Source organism: Cylindrospermum stagnale PCC 7417 (genome assembly GCF_000317535.1).
In the GTDB taxonomy this organism is placed as follows: domain Bacteria; phylum Cyanobacteriota; class Cyanobacteriia; order Cyanobacteriales; family Nostocaceae; genus Cylindrospermum; species Cylindrospermum stagnale.
Genome location: NC_019757.1, coordinates 1,888,554 through 1,899,879, shown reverse-complemented (window position 1 = coordinate 1,899,879; position 11,326 = coordinate 1,888,554). Strand labels below are relative to the sequence as shown.

11 protein-coding genes are annotated in these 11,326 nt (G+C 38.3%); all 11 read left to right on the top strand.

All coding sequences use genetic code 11. From position 1 onward, the window contains the following. Positions 1 to 70: 70 nt before the first annotated feature. The 11 genes from CYLST_RS35495 to CYLST_RS07750 all read left to right on the top strand — a co-directional run bounded on the left by CYLST_RS35495 (position 71) and on the right by CYLST_RS07750 (position 11,188). Positions 71 to 2,584, top strand: coding sequence for a restriction endonuclease fold toxin (locus CYLST_RS35495; RefSeq protein WP_015207165.1), 2,514 nt, complete (start codon positions 71 to 73; stop codon positions 2,582 to 2,584). 11 nt (positions 2,585 to 2,595) lie between these two features. Continuing rightward, positions 2,596 to 2,964 carry a hypothetical protein gene (locus CYLST_RS07795; RefSeq protein WP_015207164.1) on the top strand — a complete coding sequence of 123 codons (369 nt, stop codon included), beginning with the start codon at positions 2,596 to 2,598 and terminating at the stop codon, positions 2,962 to 2,964. 181 nt (positions 2,965 to 3,145) lie between these two features. Further along, positions 3,146 to 3,700, top strand: coding sequence for a hypothetical protein (locus tag CYLST_RS07790; RefSeq protein ID WP_015207163.1), 555 nt, complete (start codon positions 3,146 to 3,148; stop codon positions 3,698 to 3,700). Positions 3,701 to 3,922: 222 nt separating this feature from the next. Next, positions 3,923 to 4,150: a hypothetical protein gene (locus tag CYLST_RS07785; protein ID WP_015207161.1), complete on the top strand. Its 228-nt coding sequence runs from the start codon at positions 3,923 to 3,925 to the stop codon at positions 4,148 to 4,150. A gap of 93 nt (positions 4,151 to 4,243) precedes the next feature. Then, positions 4,244 to 4,654, top strand: coding sequence for a hypothetical protein (locus tag CYLST_RS32185; RefSeq protein ID WP_015207159.1), 411 nt, complete (start codon positions 4,244 to 4,246; stop codon positions 4,652 to 4,654). Positions 4,655 to 4,804: 150 nt separating this feature from the next. After that, positions 4,805 to 5,335: a hypothetical protein gene (locus tag CYLST_RS07775; RefSeq protein ID WP_015207158.1), complete on the top strand. Its 531-nt coding sequence runs from the start codon at positions 4,805 to 4,807 to the stop codon at positions 5,333 to 5,335. 172 nt (positions 5,336 to 5,507) lie between these two features. After that, complete coding sequence (locus CYLST_RS07770; RefSeq protein ID WP_015207157.1) at positions 5,508 to 5,882, top strand: hypothetical protein; 375 nt, start codon at positions 5,508 to 5,510, stop codon at positions 5,880 to 5,882. Between the two features lie 103 nt (positions 5,883 to 5,985). Further along, the gene (locus tag CYLST_RS07765) at positions 5,986 to 6,390 is read left to right on the top strand and encodes a hypothetical protein (RefSeq protein WP_015207156.1); all 405 of its coding nucleotides are present in this window, start codon (positions 5,986 to 5,988) and stop codon (positions 6,388 to 6,390) included. Positions 6,391 to 6,474: 84 nt separating this feature from the next. Next, a complete protein-coding gene (locus CYLST_RS07760; RefSeq protein ID WP_015207155.1) occupies positions 6,475 to 6,696 on the top strand; it encodes a hypothetical protein in 222 nt (73 codons plus the stop codon). Between the two features lie 621 nt (positions 6,697 to 7,317). After that, positions 7,318 to 10,071 carry an AMP-binding protein gene (locus CYLST_RS07755; protein ID WP_015207154.1) on the top strand — a complete coding sequence of 918 codons (2,754 nt, stop codon included), beginning with the start codon at positions 7,318 to 7,320 and terminating at the stop codon, positions 10,069 to 10,071. Between the two features lie 100 nt (positions 10,072 to 10,171). Beyond that, positions 10,172 to 11,188 carry a serine/threonine protein kinase gene (locus tag CYLST_RS07750; protein WP_015207153.1) on the top strand — a complete coding sequence of 339 codons (1,017 nt, stop codon included), beginning with the start codon at positions 10,172 to 10,174 and terminating at the stop codon, positions 11,186 to 11,188. Positions 11,189 to 11,326 lie beyond the last annotated feature (138 nt).

Below are 11,326 nucleotides of genomic sequence, written 5' to 3'. Positions count from 1 at the left end.
AAAAGCGGAAATCATCAAAAGTGATATCTGGCAATAACTTGTAAAAACTTCAACGTCGAGGATTGAGTAAATGTACAGCAAGCAACACAGAACTTCCAAGAATTCTGCCAACTCCTCAGACACACCAGCGCCAAATCAGTTTGCACCGCGTCGCTTTGTCGTTCAGCCCAAAACCGAAGAAGTAACGCCCCAACAAGAACAAACGCCTGATTCTGAAGCTCAACGAGAAGAGACAGAGCAGTATAAAAGTGGCTTTATAGATTTCTCAAAACTTACACCCCGCCCGTCCCCAGCTAGGACACCAAGAATTCAGATGAAGCTTACCCTTGGTGAGCCTGGGACTGTATATCAGCAACAAGCAGTCCCACCAAATCCTGTTGCTATCCAGCCTCAAACAAACCCAGATTTATCCCCAGAACAAAATACAACATTAGAGCCATTCGACAAAGTTGAGGAAGTAGCGAATGAAGCTGTTGAAATCCAGCGTCTGAGCGAGCCAGGAGATAATAGTGATGAAGATGCCAATGGGGGAACAATTCAACGTGCTTGCTCAGACTGTGAAGCAGAACAAGAAGATAAAAAACACACAGGAACTATTCAGGCTAAAAAAGAATTATCTGGTTTCAATCAAAACCTATTTAAGCCATCACTATTAAATAAACCAACTGATACCCTTCAAGCTAAAACAATTGAAGAGCAAACTTCAAAAACCGTATTAAATAACAACAAGAATGAATTTTCACTAACAAAGAAACCAGTTAACCATCTGCCAGCCAAAGAAATTTCCAAGCAAGATTATCAACCACAGAATAAATTAGAGTCTGGTAAAACTGAGGTTTTAAATGCAGTTCAACTGGTGCAGTCACAGACAAATAACCCATTAATTCAGAAGCAACCAACAGATCCACGACCTCAAGGTACAAACGTTAGTAAAAGCGGTGTAGCATTTTATGAAGCAGGTTTAGAGCTATATAATCAACCCTCAAAGGGTCATGGTTCCAGTATCATACGCAAGATACCAATCGGTACTAAACTCTTCATTGATAAACAATTATCTAGTGGTTGGTATCACATCGCTTTGTCCTCTGGAGAATACGGCTATGTTGAAGCGACAAAAGTCAATACCCGCTTACCTGAACCAGGGGCACAACTCTATAAAATTAAGTCTGGGGAGAATGCTATTGCCATTGCTGAACGCTATTATAAACAGTTTGTTCAACGTGATAGAGACTTGCGGTTTTATGTCAACGTTTTAGAAGAAATTAATCGCCTTGGTGGTGGTATTCACCGTCCACCTAATAGTTCTTGGCAAAACACTCAAGCAACAGCCGGGGTTTACATTTGGATTCCCAGTGCTGAATTTGCTAATAGCTTTGTCGGTAAAATATCCACTGGTTCCCCTGTGCGTGATGCTTTAGCAGTGGCTGGGAACGTTGCTAAAACTGTGGGGAATTTTGCTGTAGGAGGAGCAGCTTTAGTCGCTGGACTATTACAAGGGGCTTTGGAATCTATTTGGAGTAACTTGGTAGGTATCAAAGACCTAGCAGTGATGGTCTGGGATATACTCAAAAGTTTATTTACAGGTAACATTCTCAACGATGGACAAAATCTGTGGAAGCAGATTACTCAAATTAATTGGGGTGATTTAGCTCAAGCTTGGCTGGGAGATTTTGAAAAACAGTGGAATAATCCAGCTATATTTCAAAAATGGCAGTTTCGCGGCAAGGTATTAGGCTATGCTGCTGCTGAGATTGCTTTAGCTGTTCTGACTGCTGGTGGAGCAACTGGGGCAAAATGGGTAGGGAAGATGTCCACTAAAGCCATTGAAGTAGTCAAAAAGATTCCAGGTGTAGCTAAGTTAGCGGAGAAAGCAAAAACAATCAAAATACCAGCAGCAGTAAAAAAGGGTTTGAAAAATGCTAATACTGCTAAATGGCTTAGTAAACATCGTAACAATGTAATTAAAAAATATGGCGCTGATGGTATCAAAATGCTATCAGAGGGAGTCATTGCCAAACGAGTTACCCGAAATGGTCATACCTTAAAAGTTCTGGCCAATGGTAAAATAGTTCGCTGTTCAACTTGTGAAGAACTTGCCAAACAATTTGCTAAAGAATTAGCCGATCCTAAAAATAGTAAGTTGGCTGAACAATTAAGTGGGCTTCAAAAAAAAGCAGTAACTGATCCAGAAGGAGTTGTTGATGAAATTATACAAGTTGAAAAACAATTACAAGATGTTAGAAAAAATAATCTAGTACCTAAGAAGAGATCTGGTGAAGAAATTGGTAAAGCAGGTAAAGACTGGGAAGAAGCTGTTCAAAAGAAAACAGGTGGCAAGTCAGCGATAATAGAAGGAAGAGAAATAGATAGTGTCACAGATGAGGCTTTAATTCAAGCTAAAAATATTAATACAAGCAACCCTAAAAATTTTTTAAATAAGAAAACTAGAACTCAAATCAAAGAAACTATAAGGCTAGCTGATGAGCGAGGAAAGAGAGCAGAATTTTGGTTCAAAGAAGAACCGCATCCTCTGATTCGTGAGTATATTGAAAATAAACGTGGAATTGTTAAAGTTGGATTATGAGGTATTAAAAAATGTCTTATTATTACTCAATTCGAGGGTGGTTAGAAATAACACCTGATAGGTTTGTCAAAGTTGTAGAAAAAATTAAATCACTCCAGGAAAGTTATATTAATGAGCAAAAATTAGGGTTATATATGAATGGTTGGTGTTGGAGCGAAACACCAATTAACTGGTCAAGATATATTTTTTATGGTGCTGACGTAACCGAGGAAGGGATTAAATTACTTGAATTAACTTTACAAGAAATTGCTAATTTAAAATGTCAAGTAAGTGGTTATTTTCATATACAAGGAGAAGATGGCGAAATTAATTTTTTGTATAAATTAAATGATGATTTAATTCTTTTTCAAGAAAGCGATCTATTAATAGATATTAGCTAAATACAATAGAGTTCAAAATGGAGAAAATTGGCTAAAAGGTACTCCAGTCCTAGGTCAGTCCCAAGCCAGATATTCCGCTATAGGTAAGGTAATTGATCAGAATGGCGAAACCTGGATTAAGGTACACATAGATGGACAAGGTAACATTCATGGAGTACCGACAAATCGATAGGAGATTGATATGAATCTGGAAACGGTAATTGAAGAAATTCACAAAAACAGCAACAAGGTTGTTTCGCCAACAGCCGATCCACAACTGTGGGATAAGCAGCTAGAGTCTGAGTTTAAAGGCTACCCAGTTTTCAACTGGACTGATGACTTCAACTATAGCAAATCCCATACATATGAGATTCTGTTGCACCCTGGTACGTTGGACAAGCCAGGTTCACTAGAGCAAGAGCAAACTTTTATCCGCAGTGTGGGTGGGCAGAAGTATAGTGTTCTGTTGAAAATGTCAGTTATCACCTCGTATTACTTAGCAGGAGTATTTCGTCGGCAATTGGATAGCAACGGACAGGTAATTGAGCAGTTGATTCAGCCAGAAATTCCCCTACAAGTGGAATTTATGCAAAAGGTGGATCAATTTGCTCAACGAAATGGATTTGAGCCGATAAACCGAACCTATCTGGCTCAAGTCGTTCCAAACGTAAAATTAGATTTGGCTCAATGCTGCACTGTATACAACTGTTTGTTTGAAGATGAGGATAATTGTATACCAGTAATTTGGTACAAATAACGGGAAAAGCAGCTGAGTTACCTTGAAGATCAAAAATTAGGGTTATATATGAAGGAATGGTGTTGGTATGAAACACCTATGAAAAATTTTCTGACCTCTTACTATCGTGTCCGCACTCAGACTGGTGGTCGGCATAATACATGTATTTCTACTATTATTGAATATTTGGATGGAAAATTCTCAATTCGGATCACCCGAAATATCTAAATCAGGTGAATCTTTATGGTAGACGGTTTTGTACATACTTTTCCAGGTGAACAGATTAGACTTGTAAATAATCCTCTGGAAGACCTGGATGACTTGCAACTGGCAGCTTTAGCTGTTGAATTTATTCAAGAATTTTACTCATTTATACAACCCCTCTCCGCTGATTTAATGGTTGTTTTCCGAGATATTGATTGGTCTCCTATGAGTAATATAGAGCCATTACTTCCACAATGGAAATGCTGAAAAGTGGTTGGGAACTAAAATTTTCTTCTCCAAGACAAGCTGATAAGCTACCAGCACTGATTCACGCTTTACCGATTAAATAAGTGAAAGTTTATGCCAGATATTAATATTAGTCAACCGATCAGTATCACTATGGAAGTGGTAGAGGTAGATGATTATCTACCTTCCCTCAGAATGCTTGTCAAATGTCATATAGAACACCCTACTGGTTTTTTTACTTATCAAGCTACAGATATTTGGTTTGATTGTTCTCAATGGGATGAATTTGTTAGGATTTTATCACAACTGGAAGCTAAGATTGAGGTAGAAGCAATCTTAGTAGATATGAGTGAATGCTTGGAATTAAAAATATCTAATGTTCATAATCAATTACATTTCAACTTTTCTTGTAAGGAACTAAATGTTGGAGAGGGTCTAACTAAAATTAACTTTTCTTGTCAAATAGATTTTGAGATACTGTCTTTGATTAAAAGGGAATATAGTGAATTTCCAAAATGGTGGTAACTGAAAGCGTAATCACTCATCAGTAAATAGGTAATTTTTTATTACTCAGTTCGCTGGTGGTTAGAAATAACACTATATATTAAAATACTTACACATCGTGCTGGCGACTTAATCACTACATATCCAGTTCCACCAAATTAGAGTAATATTATGAGTCAAAAACAGCACCCAATAGTTAGAAAAATATGGCCGCAGTTAAGAGAGTTAATATCTCCTATTCCTGAAAATAACTTTGATGAATTACTGGCTAGTTTAAAAAACTGGATCTGTCATCATCAAATTTTATTACAAAATTTAAATAGTGAATGTGCGGCTTTATCGTTATTATTAGAGGATAAAACTTCCCAGTTCCCTATGGTTAAACTGACAGCAGGAGCATACCTAAAATCGCAGATAAATTCTGATATATACCCTCCTAAAGATATAAAAGATATTATTGAGCGGCTAGAGATAATCGTGCGTGAGTTTGCCTTATTTACTAAATGGGAACGTTGCCCAATTTGCAATGAAGGCTATCTTCAATATTGGAAAGATACAAATATTAATGAAATAGTTTTATCTTGTCCTGAGTGTGGTTGGGAACAGTATCTAAATGAGCAAAATGTAGCTGAAGATAATCTGCGTTTGTCAATTTTAGTACCAGCTTCTAAAGAAGATATGAAAGAGTATATACTTCCATAACTCATCAGCTACCAAATAAGTTATGTGGATATGTTAAGAGCGTTGCTGGAAAAGGTAAAGTAAAAGTAGCTTTTGTTTGAATCAAAAGAAATAATCCAAACATTATTACTACTTTTCATATTAAGACCGTAAAAGAAGTAGCTAAAAAAGCTCCAATTTTAGGGTAGAATCAATGAAGAATGTACTAGTTAAAACAATTGAAATTCTATCAGAAGATGCAGAAGAGGCTTTATTACATATAACTGATGGCGTTTATGAATGTGCTGCTTTCTGTCAGCCTTGTAATAAATCTCCAGGTGATATTATAGAAGAGCCATTTCTTGCTTTTAATACTGGATATACTGTGCTGAATACCACACAAGAAACACCCTACATCAAACGCAAAAATAATAGTCTGGGATATGAAATATTAGCAAAAGTAACGAATATAGAAAATAATTTGTTACAAGTGGGAGATATTCTAATTGAACTAGATGTTAATTTACCTGGAGGAATTAAAGTTAATTATTGCATAGAGTTTAGTTGTGGAAGACTAGATATATTTTAATGGTGAGATTAACCCAAGTTGCAAGTGATGAGGGGTTACCCATTGTAATAAATATTAGTATGCGTCAAACTTTGCCAGTTTAATCCCCAGACAAGAATTCAATATGACCACTTTTGATGATCTGCTATCTATAGTAACTGACCCCATGATTAGCCCTGATGGGTGGGGTGACTACTATCTCGAAGTCGTTATCGAACTGGCTCATAAGTTGAGCCAATCTGGAGAAATACAAGAGTGTCTTCAGCATTTGCCATTACTTGACGAAGAAGCTCATGTCAGGCTGATTCAGGTAATAACCAATTTTCCATCATCTCAATTGTTCGAGCCTTTACTTGGCTTGTTAGTAGAGGCAGATGGAGAACTGGCAGAGGTCTTGATCGACGGACTGCGAACGTGGTCACTTGACCGAGAACAGAGGCAACAGTTGTTGTTAGTTGCTGAAAAGTTTCGAGGTCAGTCAAAACTTCTGGATATGGTCATAAATGAACTGACTACTGGCATCCGCTAATTGAAATTAATTGGGGTGATTTAGCCTAAGCTTGGCTTGGAGAAGGATTTGAGAAAGTCGGTAAACTTTACTAGTTATAGGAATATGACTGACTGTTTTGTACATACTTTTCCAGGTGAACAGATTAGACTTGTAAATAATCCCCTGGAAGACCTGAATGACTTGCAACTAGCAGCTAAAGCTATTGAATTTATTCAAGAATTTTACTCATTTATACAACCCCTCTCTGCTGATTTGATGGTTGTTTTTCGAGATATTGATTGGTCTCCTATGAGTAATTTTGATAATTCTTATTCATTGAGCTAATAGCTTGGTTGTGTTGACTGCTTAGGAATAAAGCTGCAATATTTTTTACCATTAATGTGTTACTTTTGAGACAAATTGATGTTGATACTGTCAGATTTGTTCTGAGATTTATCTGGTAGATAATAATTAAACTTTTTGATTACCTAATGTGCCAGTTTTAAAAGTGGAATTTATCATATTTTATCTTAAAGCTTAAATAAAGATTTGATGAAAGCTGATAGGTTATCCTAGCGGACAATGTTAAAAAGTTGTACTATCTATTTTTATTCATCACCTCAAAAGCTTTGCTGACTTCTCAAAAGCAAAATCGCTGCAAATGGTGTCTTATATTGAGCAAAATCTAACATTGATCGTCCTGTAAATTTCCTATTGCACATTTAGATTAAGGCTAAAACTCTACGTTGATTTTCCGGCACATTTAGATAAAACTCATTTTTTTTTATTTCTCCTGGAAAATTCTAGCAAATTGGAACCAGCCAAGCAACTAAGCATGAATTAAAAAAGAAACTAACTGGAGATATTACATCTTGATTTTGTCATTAATTTAGCGACTCAATCTGATGAGTAAAAACCTAAATTCCTCTAGTCACTAATCATTTAGTTATTACTTTTAGACTATCAATGAGTAATCTTTATAGACCAATTAACAAGACAGCTTTAAAGCAACAATTTGTTTGCAACCGTCTGATTACAACGCCTCTAGGATTTGATAAATTTAAGAAAGTAGATATTGAGCAATCACTTGCTAGTCGGTTTGAAGAACAAGTTAGCAAGTATCCCCAATCTGTTGCTGTCAAAACCCAGACAGAAACACTCACTTATGAACAGTTAAACAACAATGCTAATATTTTAGCAAAATCCATCCTTTCTTTGAGAGGAGAAAAGCAAGAAGTAATAGTAATTTTGCTGGAAAAAAGTGCAAGTTACATTACCACTATTTTGGGAATATTAAAGACAGGAAAGATTTTTGTACCTTTAGATGCTTCATTTCCCCTTGAGCGGCTGGCTTATATTTTAGCAGATTCACAAGCCGTCTTGATAGTCACCAACAATCAAAATTTGACTTTGGCAAGTAAATTAGCTGTTAATGGATGTCAGATATTTAATATTGATGATATCGAACACAATATTTACCCTAAAAATCCAACTATTAAAATAGTCCCAGATACGCCAGCATACATAATTTATACTAGCGGCTCGACCGGAAAGCCAAAAGGAGTAGTGCAGAGTCATCGCAATGCATTGCACTACTGCATGAATGATACTAACACTTTACTCATCAGCCCAGAGGATCGGGTAATTTTCCTCTACTCATGTAGTGCATTGGGTGGAATATTGTGTATTTGTTATACTTTACTAAATGGTGCATCTCTCTACTCTTTTAATGTCAAAGAAGAGGGATTAAGCAACCTAGTTGACTGGTTGATTCAAGAAGAAATAACTATTTATCATTCCTTTGCCACACTCTTTCGACATTTTGTAGATACTCTCACAGGTAGAGAGCAGTTTCCCAAAATTCGCTTGGTTAAATTGGGTGGTGAGGCTACCTTGCAAAGAGATGTAGAACTTTATAAAAAGCATTTTTCGGCAAACTGTATTTTGTATGCGAGTTTAGGAGCAACTGAAACCGGAACTTTCCGAAATTTTATTGTTGAGCAAGACACCCAAATTAAAAATAGCACTGTACCAATTGGCTATGCAGTTGAGGATATGGATATTGTGCTGCTTGATGAAGCAGGGGTTGAAGTTAAGAATGGGGTGGGCGAAATTGCCGTTAAAAGTAAATATTTAGCTCTTGGTTATTGGCAAAAGCCAGAACTAACAAATGCTGTATTTATCCCAGATTGTCAAGGTGGAAGCGAACGGATTTATCGGACTGGAGATTTGGGACGAATTGAGGCTGACGGCTGTCTGGTTCACATGGGAAGAAAAGATTTTCAGGTGAAAATTAGAGGCTTCAGAATTGAAGTTACAGAAATTGAGATGGCACTTTTCAACACTGGCGCTATCAAAGAAGCTGTCGTTGTCGCCCGTGAAGATATCCCAGAAGATAAACGTTTAGTCGCTTATATTGTTCCTAAACAACAACCAGTACCCACCACTAGAGAACTACGGCAATATTTGCAGAATAAATTGCCTGATTATATGGTGCCTAGTGCCTTTGTCTTCTTGAATGCCTTGCCATTAACACCCAATGGTAAGATAGACCGCTTGGCTTTGCCAGCCCCTAATTTAGCACAGCCAGAGATGACAGCAACTTTTGTTGCACCCCGTGATGATTTAGAATGTCAGCTAACAGAAATTTGGGAAAAAGTTTTAGGTATTGAACCCATTGGGGTGAAGGATAATTTCTTTGAATTGGGGGGGCATTCGTTGTTAGCCGTGCGTTTATTCGCTGAAATAGAGCTTAAATTTGCCAAAAAACTCCCCCTCGCCGCGCTCTTTCCATTTGATACAGTGGAAGCGATCGCGCAAATAATCCGCGCCGAAGCCAAGAAAGACTTACAGAATCAATCAATAGCGACTTGGTCATCTCTAGTAGCAATGCAACCACAAGGTTCCAAGCCACCTGTTTTCTTAATTCACCCCCAAGGGGGTGAACTGCTTTGTTATCGTGATTTAGTCACTTATCTAGGAACGGAACAGCCAGTTTATGGGCTACAACCCCAAGGGCTAAATGGAAAACAGCCTCCTTATACCCGCGTGGAAGATATGGCAGCTCACTACATTCGAGAAATCCAAACTATTCAACCCCAAGGCCCTTATTTGCTGGGGGGTTACTCTTTTGGCGGTGTAGTTGCCTTTGAGATGGCGCAACAACTCCACAGACAAGGTCAAAAGGTGGGACTTCTGGCTATGTTTGATACCTGTCGTCCTGGTTATAGTGAGCGCTTATCGTTGCTGAAGCGAATTCCCTTGCATTTAGATAATCTTGTCCACAAAGGGCCTGATTACATTTGGCATAAGGCGATGAATTTGAGCCAATTGGCTAAATACCATCTTCAACAGAAATATAAGTCTTACTTAAATGCCGCATCTCAAGTATTAGAAATGGTTCAACAGATAGATTCCACAAAGAAGCAGTTAGACGTTATTAGTGCTAATTCCCAGGCTCTCTGGGGATATACCTTTGAAGCTTACCCAGGTGCAGTTACTCTATTGCGGACTGAGGATGAAAATCGAGCCGATGCTGTAGGTGTGAAATATGAGCCGCAATTTGGCTGGGGTGAAATTGTGATGGGCGGATTAGAAATACATTATATTCCTGGTTCTCACCTTTCTCTACTCGATAAACCCTATGTACAGGTGTTGGCGGAAAAGTTTAAAGTTTGTCTGGAGAAGGCGCAGACGATGAATTTAGTCACAGAGGAATAGTTAACCTTAAAGCCGCTTGAGCCGCCTAATTTACTCCTTTATCCCTAGCAATTCAGAAAAATGTGCAAAGATTGATACAAACACCACAACGGGAGTAAGAATGGCTTGGGGAGCAGGAGAGCAATTGCAAGGTGGTAGATATACTGTTGAGCGAGAGTTAGGCCGAGGACGCTTTGGGATTACTTATCTAGCAAAAGATGGGAATGGCGATCGCTTAGTTATTAAAACCTTAAATGATGATTTGTTGAACTCCCTAACACCACAAGAACGGGACAGACTGGAGTCGATGTTTTTGCAAGAAGCCGTGAAACTTGCTCGGTTTCGACATCCTCATATTGTGGAAGTTGAAGCACCATTTAAGCAAGATTCCCACTGGTGTCTAGCAATGGAATATATTGATGGCATCAGTTTAGGCGATCGCGCTCAACAAATTCTGTCTGAATCCCAAGCGCTGACATATATTCGGCAAATCGGTGAAGCGCTGATTGTGGTTCACGAAAATCAATTGATTCATCGAGATATCAGACCAGAAAATATTATGCTTAGAGTGCGGGATGGTAAGCCAGAAGCGGTTTTGATTGATTTTGGTTTGGCGCTGGATTTTGACCATACCCTCACCACCGCACGCACCAGAGAAACTTCTGAAGGATTTACCCCCCTAGAGTTATATTCCCAACAAGGTCAACCCACAGGAGCTTACACTGATATTTATTCCTTAGCGGCTACCCTCTACATTTTGCTGACTGGGAAAATTCCTGTGAGTGCCATTAAGCGCAAACTAAATAAAAAACCTTTAGTAAATCCTAAAAAACTGAATTCGCAAATTAGCGATCGCACAAATCGCCAAATTCTTGAAGGAATGAAATTAGACGCTAAAAAACGTCCCCAATCTGTGCGCGAATGGCTAGATGCATTGGGATTAACCAGTGTAAATGCAGTACCAGATACTTCTCCCGCGAAACCAGACCCGAAAATCAGTTGGTCAGTAATTTGGACAGCCGCAGGGGTAATAGTTACACTTTTGGTAGGTATACCAGCCTGGATTGCTATATTCAAACCGTCTCCTGATAATCCCCCAACGATTACACCCAGTCCAGCAGTTACCCAAAAACCCTAGTTAAAAGGGCGGCATTTGGATTAAATACACCCCAAATAATCATGTAGAGACGTTACATGTAACGTCTCTACATTGTGTATTGTATGCAATCGAGACGCGGGGTAGGGGCACAGCACTGCTCATTGGTGTCAACTTAAC

What these genes read in the sequence shown, in the direction of transcription:
- CYLST_RS07770 (WP_015207157.1), top strand. Translation starts at nt 5,508, where the DNA reads ATGAAGAATGTACTAGTTAAAACAATTGAAATTCTATCAGAAGATGCA.
- CYLST_RS07755 (WP_015207154.1), top strand. Translation starts at nt 7,318, where the DNA reads ATGAGTAATCTTTATAGACCAATTAACAAGACAGCTTTAAAGCAACAA.
- CYLST_RS07765 (WP_015207156.1), top strand. Translation starts at nt 5,986, where the DNA reads ATGACCACTTTTGATGATCTGCTATCTATAGTAACTGACCCCATGATT.
- CYLST_RS07775 (WP_015207158.1), top strand. Translation starts at nt 4,805, where the DNA reads ATGAGTCAAAAACAGCACCCAATAGTTAGAAAAATATGGCCGCAGTTA.
- CYLST_RS32185 (WP_015207159.1), top strand. Translation starts at nt 4,244, where the DNA reads ATGCCAGATATTAATATTAGTCAACCGATCAGTATCACTATGGAAGTG.
- CYLST_RS07760 (WP_015207155.1), top strand. Translation starts at nt 6,475, where the DNA reads ATGACTGACTGTTTTGTACATACTTTTCCAGGTGAACAGATTAGACTT.
- CYLST_RS07790 (WP_015207163.1), top strand. Translation starts at nt 3,146, where the DNA reads ATGAATCTGGAAACGGTAATTGAAGAAATTCACAAAAACAGCAACAAG.
- CYLST_RS35495 (WP_015207165.1), top strand. Translation starts at nt 71, where the DNA reads ATGTACAGCAAGCAACACAGAACTTCCAAGAATTCTGCCAACTCCTCA.
- CYLST_RS07795 (WP_015207164.1), top strand. Translation starts at nt 2,596, where the DNA reads ATGTCTTATTATTACTCAATTCGAGGGTGGTTAGAAATAACACCTGAT.
- CYLST_RS07785 (WP_015207161.1), top strand. Translation starts at nt 3,923, where the DNA reads ATGGTAGACGGTTTTGTACATACTTTTCCAGGTGAACAGATTAGACTT.
- CYLST_RS07750 (WP_015207153.1), top strand. Translation starts at nt 10,172, where the DNA reads ATGGCTTGGGGAGCAGGAGAGCAATTGCAAGGTGGTAGATATACTGTT.